The organism is uncultured Acetatifactor sp. (assembly GCF_948601915.1).
Taxonomy (GTDB): Bacteria; Bacillota; Clostridia; order Lachnospirales; family Lachnospiraceae; genus Acetatifactor.
On the sequence record NZ_CAPDXS010000047.1, the window covers coordinates 14,473 to 32,074 of the forward strand.

The window sequence follows — 17,602 nt, forward strand, 5'->3', positions numbered from 1 at the left end:
CATGGAAACGGACATGAATGGCAGATTGTTTTTGAGAAAGCCTTTGAGGGCGATCCGCATAGCGGCGGGATAACGTATGACTGTGAGGCAGGAGGTTTCTTCTGTTATGCAAAAAGCCTGTCATTAATTGAGGATTTTGGCACACGTTTCAGAGCCATCTGCATGGACGGGGAAAGGTTTACAGAGCTTGTCTGCATTGCGCTGAAAGAGGATGCTGAAAGAGAGAGCCGGATGGAAAGGATACGGGATACGGTCAGGGGGTTCCTGACAGAAAACCCGCAGTGCAACGCTGACATTATGACACCGGATGGTTTAGTGCGGCTGACTGCCGGACAGGGAAAACAATTATTGGATGGAAGCCTTAAAACGGTAGCCGCCGGAGACCTTAAAATAGATGCGGAAGGGCTGCTCTGCCAGAAGATTACGGATATGCAGCAGGATTTATTCAGGACGGAGCATTTCCAGATAAAGACCAGGGCACCTGAACAGGTGATAACACAATCCCTGGCAATGTAAGGAAAAATGAAATGCTTGAGAAAAAAGTGATGAAGAAGATAGGGCAATTGAAACGGGTGTACAGGGAAAAAGAGGATGCATTCCGGGCAGAGCAGGAAAAGCTGAAGGAATATGTTAAAAAATATGTTGATGGGAATGGCATATACAATGATGAAAAGCGGCTGGAGGAACTGATTGGAATCCTGCCGGACAGCGGAATCCGCAGCCATTTGATAAGCCATATGTACGGTCTGGAACTGAGGGAAAAAGAGCAGGGGATGCCGGAAGCAAAAAGCAGCAATGAAACAGATGCTGCCTCCTGCCAATTTATGGAAAGGACACCGGAAAAAAATGCATTAAGAGAGATAGAACAACAGAGCCGGATATACCAGAAAAAAGAGAAAGAATTCCGGGCAGAACAGGAAAGGCTCCGTAAGTATGTTGAAGGCTATCTCGATGAAAATGGCATTAGAAAGGATATCGAAAAACTGGACGAAGTGATCGACGCTCTGCCGGGAGGCATACTGCTTTTCCACCTGTTGGAATGCAGGTATGTTCTGCAGGAGGAAATGGATGTATCACAAGAGTCAGACGGTACGCAGATTACAGACATGGGAGGAATAAAGTAAATAAGGACAGGCACTATGCCACTGCCGCAGGGTGCGGCTGGGCTTTCCGTCATCACGGAGGCTTGGCCGTTTTTTATTGCCCGCGGGAAATAAAAAAGCAGCAGAAAGGAAATGGAAACATGGCATCTAAATTTATGGATGAAACACCGCTTGCCGGTATGGAGGCGCAGATGCAGCAGATCCCGGGTTTCAGGCCGAGGAAGGGCGGCATATCCATCAGCAGGCTGGAAATGCCCAAAACACAGGGCAGCAGGCAGACAGAGGGGCAGGGGGACTGCGGGCCTCCCGGCAGGCCCTGTGGAAGCCCTGGGGAGGGATGTGGGCGTTTATCTTCCCTCCTCGGCCGTTTTACCGGGGAAGTGGACTTCGGGCCGTTTACAGACCGTGTGTCGCGCCTGGATGGCAGCGCAGGGGACATTTACCGGGATGAAAGCCACAGAAGGCGGTTTCAGGAGCAGTGGAAAGGGCAGGGGGCTGTGCCAGACAGGGACGCCATGTGCGCCGCGCTTTACCTGCTGACGGCAGACCCGGCGCTGTGGGGGATGGCGGCCCAGGCGGTACAACCGGAACTGATTGACTTTGCTGCCATCTGTATCAGAGGTATCGGCCTGGACGGCTATGTGCTGTTCCATTCCGCAAAGGACCTGTATAAGGGAACCAACCGTCTGAGCCTGTCGGAGCTTACCGACCCGGAACTGATAAGCGATGGGACGTTCCGGGCGGTCATCACGGCATTCCTGATCCGGCGGTACGGGCCGGAGGTATTGGAGGAAGAAAGGAGCAAGGGATGTTAAAGGTATATCTGGGCGATACCGCCACATCAGACGGGCTGTGGCTTGCGCTTCCCCTGGGGAGCCGGGAAAGGCAGGACGCCATGAAGTTTGGCGATAGGGGTACGGTTGAGATCGGTGCAGTCACAAGCCCGCTGGAAGGGCTGAAGGAACACCTGGAGGGGATGACGCTGCGGCCCGGACAGGGCATAAGGGAACTGGAGTTTTTGGAACGGCATACGGACTGCATGACAGAAAGGGAAAAGGGCATATTCCAGGCGGCGCTGGAGATTGAGCGGCCGCACAGTGTAATGGAGGTCGTGAACCTGTCCTGCAACCTGGATAAATTTGTGCTTTATGAAGGCGCTTCCAGCCATGAGGAACTTGGGAAGCGTGTGCTGGGGGATGAGGAAATGTCAGAAAAGGTTGCCCTTTACCTAGATTACGGGGCAGCCGGGAAGAAGTACGCAGACAGCCATGCAGGGTGCTTTAACCAGCTTGGGTATGTGGCCCGCACAGGGGAAGCCCTGGAGCCGCTCTATGATGGGAACAGGCTGCCCGGTCCCGGATATGACAAATCGTGCGTCATCCAGGTCTGGCTGAGTTCCCCTTACTATGCTGCAGGAAATCACCGGTATTACCCTGTTTCCCTCCCCGCCTCTGATGACAGGCTTGCGCTGGCGGAGGAAAAGCTGGGCTGGAGAAACCTGGCGGAATATGAGGTAGCCAATGTCAGCTGCCCTGTCCATGAACTGGAATCCTGCCTGCCGTTTTCCAGGGATGTCAGGGAAATGAACGCATTTGCAGGGCTGCTGGCAGAAAAAAACATCCTGGGGGATGCCGCAACAAGGGAAAAGCTGTTTGCGGCGCTGGAGGCGGAGATGCCTGAAAATATGGCACAGGCGCTGGAGATTGCCGCAGGGCTGGAACGGTATACCATGCTGCCGGAGGAAGTAAAGACTGCAGGGGACTATGCGGATTATTATCTGGAAGAAGCACAGATATATATTGAAGATGAGATTCAGCAGTTCTTTGATTATGACAAATTCGGGGAGTACCGGATGCGGAAGGACGGGGTTGTATCCACGGAGTACGGGCTGGTTGTGCGTGAGGACAGGGCCATCCGGCCGCTGTCCGAGGAATTGGAAGAATTCAAACTGTTCAGCCCCCTGAAAGGGTTCATATACCTTTATGACGAGGATTGGGGCGGCATCCGGAACGAACCGGATGAGCTAAGCCCCTGTGACCTGTGCCAGTATGAGGATAAGATACTGGAAAGGATCGGGCAGGAACACCTGGAGGAAGAAGGGGAGAGGGGGCTTGCCGTTTACCTGCACAACCGCCTGCTGAACCGGAAGGTGTTCAGCATGGAGCCTGCGGTGGAATCATGGGACGGGAAGCTGTGGGGCGTGCTGAAAGTAAAAAGCCACGGCCCGCTGTCGCCCCAGGAACTGTCCGGGCTGATGGAGGAATGGCAGGGGCAGGAGTCCGATGGCTGGGGGGAAGGGTTTGAACAGCGGGAGATTAAGACAGAAGAAGGGGAACTCTGTGTCAGTTTCTGGAATTCCGACAATGACTTCTTTATCAAGACAGAGCAGGAATTGAAACAGGGACAGACGCAGGACTTCGGGATGCAGATGGGAGGGAACGGATGATGCGGATACAGGTCAATATCTATGCGGACTGTTATAAGGACCTGCGGGGATACCAGGGGGCGGAGATGGTGCTCCCGGCTGACCCTTATGTGGTCAGGGATGCCCTCCAGCGCGCCCGTGTGCCGGAGGGCGGCGGGTATACGCTGGAAAGCATGGGTGGCTGGCCAAATTTCCTTTCGGCTGCCCTGTTCAATGCCAGCCCCCTCTCAGGGGAAAATGCCCTGGGGGAACTGAACCTGCTGGCGGATGCCGTAAGCCGCATGGATGAGATACAGATCGAGACTTTTGAAGGCGCCTTGCAGCTGCATCTGGAAGAAACAGGGAAGAAAACAGCTGCCCTGAAGGAACTGATCAATCTTTCCGCCTGTCTGGATGATTATGAATTCCACCCCGGCGTGACCGATGACCTCCAACTTGGCAGGGCCTGCATGGAAGGCGGCATGCTGGATCTGGTGGAGGGTCTGCCGGATGAGGTGGCAGGATTATTGGATCTTGCAAAAGTCGGGAAGGCGCTGCGGTACAGCGACCACGGGACATTTACATCCAGTGGATACGTGTACAGGGGCACTGCTGCAGCCCGGCAGGATTTCTATGACGGGGAACACCTGCCGCCCTGCGGTGAAAACAGCCGGAGCCTGATATCACTGCTGATAAAAAGTCCGGGTACTGCCGGTAAGGGAAGCGGCGCATGGCTGGAACTGCCCGCAGACGAAAAAGCCCTGCGCTGGGCGCTCATATCCCTTGGTGAGGAATCCTTTGCTCCCTGCTGGATCGAAGAAGTAAGAAGCCCTGTCATGATGCTCCAAGACCAGTTAGTAGGGTGTGAGGACATTGGGAAATTGAACACGCTGGCAGGCCGCCTGGGGAATCTGCGGCAGGCCGCGCCGGATGACCTGATGCTCATGAAGTACAAGGCGGCACTGGCGTGGGAGCTGCACCAGGAAAAATATTCTGATCCGGATGAGCTTTTGGAAATAGACTTCCTGGACGTGGAGCTGGATATTGCCGCCAACCTGCACTGCTATGATTACAGCCCTGATGTCCTGTCGCCGGACGCATATGGGGAGTATGTCCTGCAGAGCGCCGGGATCAACACGGATGATCCAGCCTTTTTCCGTTTTGACTTTCATGGATATGGGGAGAGGATGCTGGAGAAAGCAGGCTATATACTTACTGCGTATGGCGCCATTTCCCGGAACGGGCAGGAATTTGTGCATGAATATACAGAACCGGATCAGGCGGCTGGGCAGGGCATGGAAATGAAATGACAGAGCCGCCGCGGGAAAGGAGGTGGTGCGGCATAGACAGCTTTATCTCATGGGTGGGCGGGAAGAAAGCCCTCCGGAAGCTGATTTACACAATGTTCCCTGTAAGTTTTGACCGCTATATCGAGGTGTTCGGCGGTGGCGGGTGGGTGCTGTTTGGGAAACCGCCTGACTGCAGGTGCATGGAGGTCTACAACGACTATAACTCCAACCTCGCCAACCTGTTTGGCTGTGTGAAGGACAGGACATGGGCATTCCTTAAGGAACTCGGTTTCCTGCCAATCAACGGCAGGGATGAATTCACCGTAATCCGCAGGTTTTTGGACAAGCAGGAGTTTGACGCCCCGTTCCTTGCGGAGGAACTGGAGCTGGCGCAGTTTTCCCTGCCGGAGCCTGATTTTGAGGAAATCCGCTCCATACTCCTGGAGAATGCGGAGGTGACGGATGTGAAGCGGGCGGCGGCGTTTTTCAAGCTGATCCGCTATAGTTACGGGAGCGGCTGCACGTCTTACGGCTGCAAGAACTTTGACGTGCGCAAATGCTTTGACACCATCTGGCAGGCATCCCGCAGGCTTGCGGACACGGTGGTGGAGAATAAGGACTTCGAGGCGCTGATCCGGCAGTACGACCGGGACAGCGCTTTTTTCTACTGTGATCCGCCTTACTATGAGACGGAAGGGCATTATGCGGTGGTGTTCCGTAAAGAGGACCATGCAAGGCTTAAAGGTGTGCTGGCCGGGTGCAGGGGGAAATGGATGGTCAGCTACAATGACTGTGATTTCATACGGGATTTGTACGCCGGGTACACCATCACGGCGGTGACCCGCATCAACAACCTGGCACAGCGCTATGACGGGGGCTGTGAGTTCCCGGAGGTGCTGATCACCAATTATGACCCGAAGGAGCGGGAAAGGGCGCAGCCCTTGCAGATGAGCCTGTTCGGGCTGTGCGGCAGTGAAGGGGAGGGCGGCTATGGAATCATGGGAACCGCCTAGGAAGGAGGAAACTATGGGCAATGCAATCTATAAGCTGGTGGACGGCAAGGGCAGGGTGCTGATCCCCAAGGCGCTGCGGGAGGCGGCGAACCTGGAATACGGAGGCATCGTGCGGCTTGGGCTGTCGGAGGGGAAGGTGACCGTCCGCAGGGTGGATGTGATAGAACCCGGAGACCAGTCGCCGGAGGCGGTAGAGGCGTATGTGCATGCGGCCTTGAAAACCATGCCGGACAGCACAAAGCTGGAGTTTCTGGCGGAACTGAGCGGGCTGCTCCAGAAGAAGGAGGTGTGACGGCATGCGTGAATATACCAGAGATGACTGCAGCCAGACCGGGTATGATTTCTCCCTGAAAGGGAAAGTCGTGGTGCTGGACAGGGCGGCACTGCCGCCGGAGCATCCGGGGCAGCTTTTTTTCTGCATGGGAGAGAACGGGGCAAACCCCAACCCCATCGGGCGGAGCGTGTTCCTTGTCTCCCTTACAAACGGGGAAAGCTGCCGGTTTATGCGCAGGGATGTGACAGGAACGTTAAAGCCGGAACTTCTGCCGGATGAAGAAAAGCTGATGCTCTCACAGATCCGCCCTGCCGGGGCAAAGGATCTGTCGGAAAATGAGCCGCAGTATTCCGGGTACAGTTTCCTGCGGGACGGGCGGTATGCATCCGGCGTATGGCTGTGCAGCCCCCAGGAGGCCTCAGACTATGTGGAGATGCAGAAACCTTACCAGCACCGGGTGCTGATCTGCGACCGGGATGATTTTGCGGTGATGGAAGTCATAAACGGAAAACTCATATATCCCGATGAACAGGCGCTCGCCGAGTTCCGGCAGGGGCAGGGCGGGGGGATGACCATGACGTAAGGAAGCATGGGAAGAAGTTCTAAACCGCAGACATGCAGGAAGGAGGAAAGATGTGAATCCAATCCGGATAGATAACGGGATCATCCTGTTTTATGGGAACAGGGCAGGCAGGGTGGAGGACGGCTGCGCCGTGGTAGATCCCATGTTCAAGGGGCAGGAACTCTCCGGCTTTCTGGAGAAACAGCACCATATACATGAGGTCAGATGGATGGACGGGATGTTTGACCGCCTCATGGCCGGCGGAGCGGAAGGCAGCACAGCACAGGGTCTGAAGAATGTCCGTGTCTGGCAGCTGAAACCCGATGTGGATGTATATATGAAATTCATCGGGTACGGGGAAATGTGCAGACGGTTCGGCCCGCCGGACCAGGGGAACTACCAGGCCGTGTATGACGGGGCGGTGGAGACCAACGACCTGGAGGCGCTGTATGGGAAATTCGGGAATGACGGCAGCGCCCTCCCCGCCGGCTATAAGGGGCATTCCCTGTCCATGAGCGATGTGCTGGAGCTTTACGACAGCGGGGGGAGCAGTTTCCATTATGTGGACCGCATCGGCTTCCAGGAAATAGAGTTTGCCGCCCCACAGCAGGCCCAGGGCCAGACAATGCAGCTTTAACAGGCGCGGCTTTCCATGCTGCAGACCTGTCTGCTGGATAGATTTTATCAATGCCTTATAAAAGGCAGAAAAAAGAAGGAGGATTTTATATGCCTACACTGGAAATCAAGATCAATTCCATGTATCCACCCGGACAGCAGGGCGGGACGAGGGCCTATGCCTCGGCGACCATAGACGGCTGCTTTGCCGTGCGTGGGATCAAGGTGGTGGAGGGCGGCAGGGACGGCCTGTTTGTATCCATGCCCAGCCGCAAGACGGTGGACGGTTACAAGGAGGTGTGCTTCCCCGTGACGGCAGAGTTCCGCAGCCAGCTCCACAATGCCGTGATGGACGCCTACCAGCAGGCACTCACGATGGCACAGGCGCCCCCTGCCCAGCAGGAGGCAGCCGGGGAGGAAGCGCCCCAGGAAGGCCAGCAGATGGCAGGAATGTAACAGGATGACAATGTCAAAATCAGAAAACAAAAATGGAGGGACCATCAATGAAAAAAATCAGAAACCAGATGAACAGGATGTGCGGCGTTGTTGCGGGAAAGGCCATGGAAGTTAAGAGGAAGCTGGCGGAGCGTTCCGGGGAGGGATATGTTGACACGGCGGTCAAGATCCTGATCGCGGTGGTGCTGGGCGCGCTCCTGCTGGCGGGACTGTATGCCCTGTTCAAGGACACGGTGCTGCCCACGCTGGTAAACCGCATCCAGCAGATGTTCAACTATGCCGGATAATACGGCGTCCTGCAGGGGAATGTGCGTGGCTTCTGGCATGACAGTGCCTGCGGTGCTGCAGGCTGTGCTGTTCCCTTTTCTGCTGGTCATGGTGTCCGCTTGGGACATCAAAAAAAGGGAGATCCCGGACAGCCTGTCGGCGGCCGTTGCACTGCTTTCCCTGCTGCGCTTTTCCCCCTGGAACCTTGCCGGGGCATTTACGGCGCTGCCCTATCTCATCGTGGCGATGTCCGGGAGCAGGACAGCCGGGATCGGCGGCGGGGACATCAAGCTGGCGGCAGCCATTGGGATCGTGCTGGGACTGCCGGGCGGTGTGGCGGCTTCCGTCATGGGGCTGTCGGCTTTTATCGTTTACGGGCTTACCTGTTCCTGCGTAAGGAGGCTCACGGGGCGGGCAGGGAGGGCTGCCTACCCCGCGGGGCCGTTCCTGGCCGCAGGGGCAGCCGCAACCTATTTTATGGAGATTGGAGGATGGATCATATGAAAAAGAAAATCATCATCACATTTTGTGCCGCTGTGCCGGTTGTGGCATTGGCGGCGTTCCTGCGCAGCCGCAGAAAAAGATACGCTGTGCGGTAGCAAAAAAGGGCGGGCTTCCAGGGAAGGCCCGCCCGCAGCTAAACAGAATATTTTCAGGAGGGAACAGTCTGGATGTCCCATCCAAATATTGAAAGGATGCCCGCCGGAGCGGGCAGGGAGGTATAAGAATGCAGATTTTGAAGAACAGGGTCGTCATAGGCGTGGCCTGCATCATCCTGTCGCTTGTCATATGCTTTGCGGTCACGCCGCTGTTTAATAAAAGCATCAGCGAAAAGACGCAGATCGTGCGGGTGGTCAGGGAGATCAATAAGGGCGATGAGATCACGGCGGCGCAGGTGAAGGTGGTGGAGGTAGGCGGGTACAACCTGCCGGAGGATGTGGTGCGCAACCCCGAAACCGCCATCGGCAGGTACGCCTCCGCCGATTTTGCGCCGGGGGATTACATCATCGCCTCCAAGATCGCGGATGAGCCTGCCGCGGAAAACGCCTACCTTTACAGCTTAAACGGGGAGAAACAGGCCATGTCCGTGACGGTCAAGGCGTTTGCCAACGGGCTGTCCGGGAAGCTGCAGAGCGGCGACATCGTATCCGTCATTGCCCCGGACTATAAAAAGCAGGGGGTGACCGTGATCCCGCCCGAACTCCAGTATGTGGAGGTCATTGCGGTGACGGCCAACAGCGGGTATGACGCCAATACCGGGGAGCGGGAGGATGAGGACTCAGAAAGGGAGCTGCCCTCCACAGTGACGCTCTTAGTCACGCCGGAGCAGTCAAGGGTATTGGCGGAGCTGGAGGTGGACGGCAAGCTGCACCTGTCCCTGGTATACCGCGGGGATGCAGGGAACGCCGCCAGGTTCATTGAGGCGCAGGAGGCCGTGCTGGAGGAACTGTATGCGCCTGCGGAGGAAGAAACCGGGGAGGGAGCCGCAGACGGTCCCCAGGAAACAGGGGAAAACGGCGGGGAACCAAAAGACAGCCGCTCCATGGAGGAAGAAATCGGGAAAGCGGAGGAAGCATTGTCGGAAAGCGGGGTGGAATAGGTCTTGAATTTTATGAAAAACAGCATATTCAGCCGCGGCAGCGGGGAGGATGCCCGCATGGAGCCGGAAAGGGCAAACCAGGTGCTGGCGGTGTGGGGAAGCCCCGGCTGCGGCAAGACAACGGTGGCCGTCAAGCTGGCGGCATACCTGGCACAGCAGAAGAAGGACGTGGCGCTGCTCTTATGCGACATGAACACGCCCATGCTCCCCTGCATCTGCCCGCCGGGGGACCTGGAGGAAGAACATTCCCTGGGGAGCATCCTTGCGGCCAGCCATGTGTCCGAGTCCCTGGTGCGCCATAACTGCATCACCCATAAGCGGTTCCGCCACCTTGCCATCATCGGCATGCGGAAGGGGGAGAACGAGTACACCTACCCGCCCTATGAGCGGACCCAGGCGGAGGAACTGCTGCAGGCATTAAGGAACATCGCGCCCTATGTCATCATTGACTGCGGCAGCGCCATCGCCAATGACATCCTCTCCGCCATCGCCCTGTTAAAGTCCGACGCGGTGCTGCGGATGGTAAACTGCGACTTAAAATCCATCAGCTACCTGTCCAGCCAGCTGCCCCTGTTAAAGGAGAGCAGATGGGATGCGGAGAAACAGTATAAGGTGGCAAGCAACGTGTACCCTAACGAGGCAAGCGGGCATATGGAGCAGGTGCTGGGCAGCGTTTCGTTCCAGATCCCCCATTCCGGGGAGGTTGCCTCCCAGGTTTTGGAGGGGAACCTGCTTAAAGAGCTGGGGCTGAAGGACAGCAGGGCGTTCCGAAAATCGCTGGAGGCCATCGCGGGGGAGGTGTTCGGATGTTAGGGGAAAAACGGAGCCGGGCGGCATTCCAGGAGGATTCCGGGGAAGGTGTTCAGACAGTGGGATGTGCGGCACATGGAAAACCGGAGGCGGAAAATACAGGAACAGGATATACAGGAGCACGATATATAGGCACAGGGGACGCAAAGGCAGAAGAGCCTGCCCCGCCGCTGTCTGGCGAAGCATACCTGGACAGTCTGTTGAATGGCTGTCTCGGCAGGAAGCCGGCCGGCTGCCCTGAAAGCACAGAAAAGGCAATGGGTGCAGGCATCGAAACGGCTCCCACGGATACAGATGAAAGCAGGCAGATCCGGGGAGATGCCGGGAACCGGACGAAGGAAATACACAGATCTGTGGCAGGGGATACACAGCATATCACAACAGGAGAGATGGAACCCTCCGGGGAGGAATCCCCTGAAAGCGGGGAAACCACTGCCGCACACAGGCGGGATGCCAGAACCCTGCGCACCCACGGTCTGTTCTTTGAGGCGGACGCACAGGGGCGGGACTTTTCCTCGGTGTTAAAGGAGGTCCAGGCGTACCTTTCCAAAGAATACAGCAGCCTGGTCACGGCGGAGGGAAGTGAGGATGCCAGGGCGCAGATCCGGCGTTTTGCGGGCAAATACATCCAGGACCACCGGATATCCGTGCCGGGCATGGATACGGAGGAACTGATCGCCGCCATCTATTCCGAGATGGCGGAATTCGGCTTCCTGACCAAATATATTTATGGGGAGGGCATCGAGGAAATCGACATCAACGCATGGGATGATGTGGAGGTGCAGTTTGCGGGCGGCGTGACGGAGAAACTTAAGGAGCATTTTGACAGCCCGGAACACGCCATCAACGTGGTGCGGCGCATGCTACACGTCTCCGGCATGGTGCTGGATGACGCCAGCCCCAGCGTGCTTGGGCATCTTTCCAAGAACATCCGTATCGCCGTATTGAAAACCCCCATCGTGGATGAGGACGTGGGCGTGGCGGCCAGCATCCGTATCGTCAACCCCCAGAGCATGAAAAAACAGGACTTCATAAAGGGCGGCACGGCAACGGGGCAGATGCTGGACTTTTTGGCGGAATGCATCCGCTATGGGATATCCGTGTGCGTGGCGGGGGCCACCAGCTCCGGCAAGACCACCCTGCTGGGGTGGCTGCTCACCACCATCCCGGACGGAAAGCGCATCTACAGCATAGAGAACGGCTCCAGGGAGCTGGCGCTGGTGCGCAGGAAGGAGGGGAGGGTGGTCAATTCCGTCATCCATACCCTGACCCGTGACAGCGAGAACGAGCGCCAGAGGGTGGACCAGATCGCCCTGCTTGACATGGCGCTGCGTTTCAACCCGGACATCATCGTGGTGGGGGAGATGCGGGGGCCGGAGGCAAACGCGGCGCAGGAAGCCGCCCGCACCGGCGTGGCCGTGGTCACCACCATACACTCCATGAGCTGCGACGCCACTTACAGGCGCATGGTGTCCCTCTGCAAGAGGGCTGTTGACATGGGGGATGATACCCTGATGGGATTTGTCACGGAGGCGTACCCCATCGTGGCGTTCTGCAAGCAGCTTGAGAATAAGGACCGGCGCCTGATGGAGATCATGGAATGCGAGATCCTGCCGGACGGCACAAGGAAGTTCCGCCCCCTGTTCCAGTACCAGATCACGGAGAACCGGGTGGAAAACGGGAAATTCATCATCAGGGGGAGCCATAAACAGGTGAACCCCATCTCGGAGGGGCTGGCCCGCCGCCTGATGGAGAACGGGATGCCCCAGGAGATGCTCCGGCGGCTCCTGGCAGTGCCGGGGCAGAAAGAGGAAAGGAAGGAGGGGGATGTACTATGACAGCGATCCAGCTGTTGGCATGCGCCGGACTGATCACCGGCGTTTTTTTGATCCTGGGCTTAAAGCCCACGGAATTCACGGACGGGCTGTTTGCCTTCCTGATAAGACCGAAGGGGAGCCTCCGGGAGGATATCCGGGAAACCTCCGGGCGGAAGAAGCCCGGCCCCCTGCGGCGGGAGATACTGGAGGCCCAGGGCGTGCTGGAGATGACGGGGCGCGGCCGCCGGTTTTCCCTGGTATGCGCGGCGGCACTGGCGCTGTTCTGTACGGGAGGCTCCATTGCCATCCTTCTGGGGAATTTCTTCCTTGCCCCGGTCATGGCGGTGGGGTTCCTGTTCCTGCCGTTCTGGTATGTGAAGCTGACTGCCAGCCACTATAAGCGTGACGTGTCGGCGGAACTGGAGACGGCATTGTCCGTCATCACCACGGCCTACCTGCGGACCGAGGACATCGTGACCGCCGTGGAGGAAAATACGGCATATCTGAACCCGCCGGTCTCAAAAGTGTTCAAGGACTTCCTGATGCAGATCAAGATGGTCAGCCCGGATGTGGAGGCGGCGCTGAAAACCATGCGGGGGAGGATCGACAACGAAGTGTTCCGGGAGTGGTGCGACGCCGTCAGCGACTGCCAGCATGACAGGAGCCTGAAAACAACCCTGACGCCCATCGTGGCGAAATTATCGGACATGCGCAACGTGAACGCGGAACTGGAATACCTGATCGCGGAGCCGCGCAAGGAATTTTTAATCATGGTCATCTTCGTGGTGGGCAACATCCCTTTGATGTACCTGCTGAACAAGGACTGGTACCATGTGCTGATGCACACACCGCTGGGGCAGTTCATCCTGTCCGCAACGGCCGCGGCAATCTTTGTGTCCGCAGGTTTTGTGGTGAAGCTGACCCGGCCAATTGAATACAGGAGGTGAGCAGCATGACAGGATTATTATTTTTATTCGGGACATTTCTGGCCCTTGGGCTGTTTTACCTTACAGCCGCATTCTTACGCCTGCCGACCGCCGGCGCATCCAGGGCCATGCTGGGGACGGCAAAACAAGAAAAGAAGGCGGCAAAGACCGTGGAAGCCTGCCTGATGTTCCTGGCGGTAAAGCTGTCGAAATACATCCGCATGGATGAATATAAGAAAAGCCGGATGGCAAATGTGCTGAAGGCCGGCGGCATGGGCATGGAGCCGGAGGTCTACCAGTCATACGCCCTTGTGAAAGCGGGGGCGGCGCTCCTGGCCGTGGTCCCCTACCTTTTTCTGATGCCGCTTTTGTCGCCCTTCGTGGTGGTCCTTGCCCTCCTGCTGTACTTTAAGGAGATCGGGAAAGCGGATGAGCAGCTGAAGGCAAAGCGGGAGGAGATCGAAGGGGAGCTGCCCAGGATGGTGGCGACCATTGAACAGGAACTGAAGGCCAGCCGGAACGTCATCGGCATGCTGGAGCGTTTCCGGGGGAATGCGGGTGAGACCCTGACAGGGGAACTTGACATCCTGCTGGCGGACATGCGCTCGTCCAACTATGAGGCGGCGCTGACCCGGTTCGAGGCAAGGCTCAATTCCCCCATGCTCTCGGATGTGGTAAGGGGGCTGATCGGCGTGCTGCGGGGGGATGACAGCGCAGTATATTTCCAGATGCTGGCCCATGATTTCAAGCAGATGGAACTGCAGAGGCTGAAAGCCCAGGCGCAGAAGATACCGCCAAAGATCAGGGTGTTCTCATTCGTCATGCTGGTATGTTTCCTGCTGACCTATCTGGCGATTATCTGCTATGTGGCGCTCCAGAGCCTCGGCGGGATGTTTTAAGGGAGAAAGGGATCATAAATATGAAAACAATCTACAGGGACGAAATATATGAGGTTATTGCCATATCTCCCATGGATGAGGATAACAGCTGCCAGGTTTCCCTGCGCTCTGACAGGACAGGGAGGACGCTGGCGGTGGATGCGCTGTGCCATGACAGTCCGGGATGTGCAGAACATCCTCTGGCATTTATCCGGATGGGGCTTTCGGACAGGCAGACGTTGGCGCTGATACGTGAATTTGACACATGGTATGCGAACACAGGGCAGGATCTGAGGGATTGGGCTGCTGAATTCCAGCTGATAGTCCGTATGCTGCTGTGTGGGTACATGGTGGCCAACCCGCAGTATCTGGAGCTGGATGAGGTGATAGGGCCAGCCTGGGAGACAATAAAGGGGGACAGGGAAGGTTTGGATCATGACGGAGAAGAAAGTATGGATAACAGCAGGAAACTGAAAGAGCGCCTGGGAGCAAATTATGAGGCATATATCAGGCAGCTGCAGGGAAAGCCCGCGGCGGAGATCATTGAAATGGCGCCGGAGATTGCCGCCGCAAAATTCATCTACGGGGAACTGGCGGCAGAGGGGGCATTTGCGGAATACGCCGGGTATCTTCTGCAGTTTGAAAACCCGCTGGAGGTACTGCGGGACAGCTGGCAGGACAATGAAAACTGTAGCCGCCATGAGGAAATTGAGCATATGCTCTGGAACATGAAGGACAAAGAGATCGGCATCGGGGATTACCCGCTGGCGGGGGAAAGTACCCAGGGGCAGGGGGTGGTCATGTGCTGAAACGGTTTTGCCGTATCATAAAAGGGAGGCGGGCGGAGGGGTATGTAGACGTGGCGGTGCTGGTGCTCTGCGTGATGCTGGTGCTGGCGCTGGCCCTGCGGGTGCTGCCGGTGTTCATCGCCAAGCAGCAGCTTGACACCTTTGCCACGGAACTGATGCGGGAGGCGGAAATCTCCGGGCGCATAGGCTCTGAGACCGACAGGCGTGCCGCCGTCCTGCGGGAAAAGACGGGGATCGACCCGCAGATCTCATGGTCTGACAGCGGGCAGATCCAGCTGAATCAGGAGGTGACGGTGACACTGACGCTGCAGAAGGATATCGGGCTTTTTGGGAACTTCGGCTCTTTCCCGGTCACCCTGCGCGCACAGGCCACCGGGAAATCCGAAGTGTACTGGAAGTGAGGTGGGGGATTGGTTAAAAAGATATGGAAGATATTAAAGGACAGGCGGGGATCGTCCTTTCCCCTTGCCATTGCCGCTGTCCTGGCGCTGCTCATCATCTTCTGCGGCATATCGGAATATTTCCGCCTGCAGCTGATCGCCGCAGGTGTCCGGGACGCCACGGAGGATGCCATCATCTCCACCGTCAATGACAACTACTATGGCGTGTACCATGGGGTAAGGGAGGGATATTCCGGGAATTACCTGCCGGACGGCGGCGGTGCATGGGAGGCGGCAATTAATGAAGGGGATATTTATTCCTTTCTTGACCTTACCCTTGGAACACAGGAGGACGGCGGTAGGCATGTCAAATATGCAGGGGATGGCGGCGGTGCGATGGAGTTTGCCATCGACAGCCTGTCCGTCTCGGTCAGGAACGCGCCCCTTGCACCCTCCGACCCGCAGAACGCGGCAAGGTTTGAGGCGGACGCCGTCATCAGGCTGGAGGTGCCTGTGCGCTTTGGTGGCATGCTCCTCCCCTCCATGCACATCACCATAAAAGTGCAGGCGGGATATATAGAAGTGTTCTAAAATAACGCTAGACTTTGTAGAAACTATGTAGTATGGTGTATCGTACAAACCAGACAAAAGAAAACGGAATAATAACATCCACCAAAGGAGGGATTTCTATGAAGATGACAGAAAAGACAAAGAGAAGACTGGCAGTCGGGGGAGGCATCGCCATCTGCGCCGGGCTGATTGCTGCAATCAGCCTGCAGTTTGCAAAGCCGCCTGCCGGGGAGGATGAGCTGCCCGGAAAGGAAAGCGGTGTGGTGGAGGTCATTGTGGACCCGTCCCATGCCTCGGAAGAAAGCGGGGATGAAGGGGAAAGCATGGAACTGACCATCCGTCCAGACGCGGGGCAGGGAACCGGGGAAACACAGCAGGGGCAGCCCATTGACAGCCGCCCTGCCCAGACCGGGCAGCCGGAGCAGGGCATCCAGCCGGAGGTGGAAAAGCCCCGGCAGCCGGATGCAGAAACCCTGGCCAACCCGGAAGAAAAGCCGGATGGGACAAAGGTGGAGGGGACACCGGAGCCTGTGGATCATGACACCTATGTGCCGCCTGCGGATGACGGGGGAGGGAACAGCGGCGGAGGGCTGCCCGGTTTTGACAATGTGCCTAACCTGGGTGCAAACACCGCAACCCAGGCAGGCGACATGTATGAGAACGGGAACAAGATCGGAAGCATGGATTAAAAGGGATAGAAGCTATAAAACGGGGCGCCGTACAGGCCAGAATGTACGGCGCTTTTTCTGTGGAAAGGAGGGTATGATTGAGAGAAAGATGCGTTCGGCCACAGGCTTTGTGCCGGAGGGCGGAGAAACAGGGCGGGAAAGAGTGGAAGGGTGTTATTTTCCTGCTGGCATTGTCCCTGCTCTGTTCCCTGCTGTCCGCCGTACCTGTTTATGCGACAGGGGAGGGGAACATGGACGGCGGCGGGGGCGGCATGGGGCAGGGGACCAGCCAGAACAAATGGACGCCGGGGTATGACGGGGTAAGGGTGAGCGTGGTGCGGGCAAGCGACCACGCGGTGGTGACAACGCCCATTGACCTGACGAACAAGTCCATCCCCGGCAGCGTTTACCATTTCGGGAAAGTGAGCAAGCTGCAGTACAGCGGCGGCGCAGGGCTTTCCCCGGCGCAGGGCGGCTACAGCTATACGAACCCCTCACAGGCCCTGCCCAGGATCGTCAGCTCCAGCGGCAACAGCAGCATCGCCGCCATCAAGAGCTATTTCACGGATGAGCAGGTGGTGCGCAGCATCGCCGGCCTGACAGGGATGGATTTTGACGTACTGACAAACGGGGAGTACCGGCTGCTCATTGAGCCGGTCGCCTACTATACGTTCCAGGGCGTCTTTATTGCCACCACGGCCACGGAGGCAGCCCTCTATGATGAAATGCTGGGCGGGGGCCTGCGCCGGAAGATGGTGTCCCTGTCGCATAAGAACCTGCCCCTGGCCCTGTTCCTGGAAACGGCAGACCTAGGTTTCCCGGCATGGGGCGGGAGCAGGAGCACGGCGGCGTCCAACGGGGACATCAAGTCAAGCCTTGGCCTTGGCATTGTGCGTTTCAATGACATGCCGCCGCAGATACCGGCAGTGACGGACTGTGACTATGAATACCGAACCGACACGGAGGTCATCACGGCGGTATGGGTAAGCGGCGGCCAGAGCGACCCGGACCACCCGGTATCCGTCACGTTCCACATCGCAGGGAGCAGCTATACGGTAAGCAGTGTTTATTATCCGGAAGGGGAGAGCCAGCTGGCGTGGGTGCGCTGGAGGACGCCCAGGGAGCCGCAGATCGGAAGAGCGTCGTGTAGGGAAAGAGTGT

Annotated in this window: 21 protein-coding genes; all 21 read left to right on the top strand. The window is 57.4% G+C overall.

The window, feature by feature from the left end; genetic code table 11:
* The first annotated feature begins 231 nt into the window (after nucleotides 1-231).
* Complete coding sequence (locus tag Q2B33_RS10005; RefSeq protein ID WP_300913977.1) at nucleotides 232-516, top strand: hypothetical protein; 285 nt, start codon at nucleotides 232-234, stop codon at nucleotides 514-516.
* Nucleotides 517-527: 11 nt separating this feature from the next.
* Nucleotides 528-1,124: a hypothetical protein gene (locus tag Q2B33_RS10010; protein WP_300815178.1), complete on the top strand. Its 597-nt coding sequence runs from the start codon at nucleotides 528-530 to the stop codon at nucleotides 1,122-1,124.
* A gap of 119 nt (nucleotides 1,125-1,243) precedes the next feature.
* The gene (locus Q2B33_RS10015; RefSeq protein WP_300783854.1) at nucleotides 1,244-1,918 is read left to right on the top strand and encodes a hypothetical protein; all 675 of its coding nucleotides are present in this window, start codon (nucleotides 1,244-1,246) and stop codon (nucleotides 1,916-1,918) included.
* On the top strand, nucleotides 1,912-3,549 hold the full coding sequence (locus Q2B33_RS10020) for an antirestriction protein ArdA (RefSeq protein ID WP_300783856.1): 1,638 nt from the start codon (nucleotides 1,912-1,914) through the stop codon (nucleotides 3,547-3,549). Before Q2B33_RS10015 ends, Q2B33_RS10020 begins: the two co-directional genes overlap by 7 nt.
* Nucleotides 3,546-4,817, top strand: coding sequence for a hypothetical protein (locus tag Q2B33_RS10025; RefSeq protein WP_300783858.1), 1,272 nt, complete (start codon nucleotides 3,546-3,548; stop codon nucleotides 4,815-4,817). Before Q2B33_RS10020 ends, Q2B33_RS10025 begins: the two co-directional genes overlap by 4 nt.
* A gap of 32 nt (nucleotides 4,818-4,849) precedes the next feature.
* On the top strand, nucleotides 4,850-5,809 hold the full coding sequence (locus tag Q2B33_RS10030) for a DNA adenine methylase (RefSeq protein ID WP_334305376.1): 960 nt from the start codon (nucleotides 4,850-4,852) through the stop codon (nucleotides 5,807-5,809).
* Nucleotides 5,810-5,822: 13 nt separating this feature from the next.
* The gene (locus Q2B33_RS10035; protein WP_300791911.1) at nucleotides 5,823-6,101 is read left to right on the top strand and encodes an AbrB family transcriptional regulator; all 279 of its coding nucleotides are present in this window, start codon (nucleotides 5,823-5,825) and stop codon (nucleotides 6,099-6,101) included.
* Between the two features lie 4 nt (nucleotides 6,102-6,105).
* Entirely contained in the window at nucleotides 6,106-6,666 is a 561-nt protein-coding gene (locus Q2B33_RS10040) for a hypothetical protein (protein WP_300791913.1), read from the top strand.
* 52 nt (nucleotides 6,667-6,718) lie between these two features.
* Nucleotides 6,719-7,282 (top strand): YodL domain-containing protein, encoded by a 564-nt coding sequence (locus Q2B33_RS10045; RefSeq protein ID WP_300791915.1) that lies wholly within the window; start codon nucleotides 6,719-6,721, stop codon nucleotides 7,280-7,282.
* Between the two features lie 89 nt (nucleotides 7,283-7,371).
* Nucleotides 7,372-7,716, top strand: a complete 345-nt coding sequence (locus Q2B33_RS10050; protein ID WP_300791916.1) for a SpoVG family protein — start codon at nucleotides 7,372-7,374, stop codon at nucleotides 7,714-7,716.
* A gap of 47 nt (nucleotides 7,717-7,763) precedes the next feature.
* On the top strand, nucleotides 7,764-8,003 hold the full coding sequence (locus Q2B33_RS10055) for a DUF6133 family protein (protein WP_300791917.1): 240 nt from the start codon (nucleotides 7,764-7,766) through the stop codon (nucleotides 8,001-8,003).
* Nucleotides 7,993-8,487: an A24 family peptidase gene (locus tag Q2B33_RS10060; protein WP_300791919.1), complete on the top strand. Its 495-nt coding sequence runs from the start codon at nucleotides 7,993-7,995 to the stop codon at nucleotides 8,485-8,487. Before Q2B33_RS10055 ends, Q2B33_RS10060 begins: the two co-directional genes overlap by 11 nt.
* A 223-nt stretch (nucleotides 8,488-8,710) precedes the next feature.
* Complete coding sequence (cpaB, locus tag Q2B33_RS10065; RefSeq protein ID WP_300791921.1) at nucleotides 8,711-9,583, top strand: Flp pilus assembly protein CpaB; 873 nt, start codon at nucleotides 8,711-8,713, stop codon at nucleotides 9,581-9,583.
* A gap of 3 nt (nucleotides 9,584-9,586) precedes the next feature.
* A complete protein-coding gene (locus tag Q2B33_RS10070; protein WP_334305374.1) occupies nucleotides 9,587-10,396 on the top strand; it encodes an AAA family ATPase in 810 nt (269 codons plus the stop codon).
* Nucleotides 10,397-10,650: 254 nt separating this feature from the next.
* Entirely contained in the window at nucleotides 10,651-12,231 is a 1,581-nt protein-coding gene (locus Q2B33_RS10075) for an ATPase, T2SS/T4P/T4SS family (protein ID WP_300815169.1), read from the top strand.
* Entirely contained in the window at nucleotides 12,228-13,157 is a 930-nt protein-coding gene (locus Q2B33_RS10080; RefSeq protein ID WP_300791925.1) for a type II secretion system F family protein, read from the top strand. Before Q2B33_RS10075 ends, Q2B33_RS10080 begins: the two co-directional genes overlap by 4 nt.
* A 5-nt stretch (nucleotides 13,158-13,162) precedes the next feature.
* The gene (locus Q2B33_RS10085) at nucleotides 13,163-14,035 is read left to right on the top strand and encodes a secretion protein F (protein ID WP_300791926.1); all 873 of its coding nucleotides are present in this window, start codon (nucleotides 13,163-13,165) and stop codon (nucleotides 14,033-14,035) included.
* A gap of 71 nt (nucleotides 14,036-14,106) precedes the next feature.
* On the top strand, nucleotides 14,107-14,823 hold the full coding sequence (locus Q2B33_RS10090) for a DUF3848 domain-containing protein (RefSeq protein WP_300898309.1): 717 nt from the start codon (nucleotides 14,107-14,109) through the stop codon (nucleotides 14,821-14,823).
* Nucleotides 14,820-15,224, top strand: coding sequence for a DUF4320 family protein (locus Q2B33_RS10095; protein ID WP_334305377.1), 405 nt, complete (start codon nucleotides 14,820-14,822; stop codon nucleotides 15,222-15,224). Before Q2B33_RS10090 ends, Q2B33_RS10095 begins: the two co-directional genes overlap by 4 nt.
* A 9-nt stretch (nucleotides 15,225-15,233) precedes the next feature.
* Nucleotides 15,234-15,794 carry a hypothetical protein gene (locus Q2B33_RS10100; RefSeq protein ID WP_300791932.1) on the top strand — a complete coding sequence of 187 codons (561 nt, stop codon included), beginning with the start codon at nucleotides 15,234-15,236 and terminating at the stop codon, nucleotides 15,792-15,794.
* A gap of 98 nt (nucleotides 15,795-15,892) precedes the next feature.
* Complete coding sequence (locus tag Q2B33_RS10105; RefSeq protein WP_300791934.1) at nucleotides 15,893-16,462, top strand: DUF6550 family protein; 570 nt, start codon at nucleotides 15,893-15,895, stop codon at nucleotides 16,460-16,462.
* Nucleotides 16,463-17,602 lie beyond the last annotated feature (1,140 nt).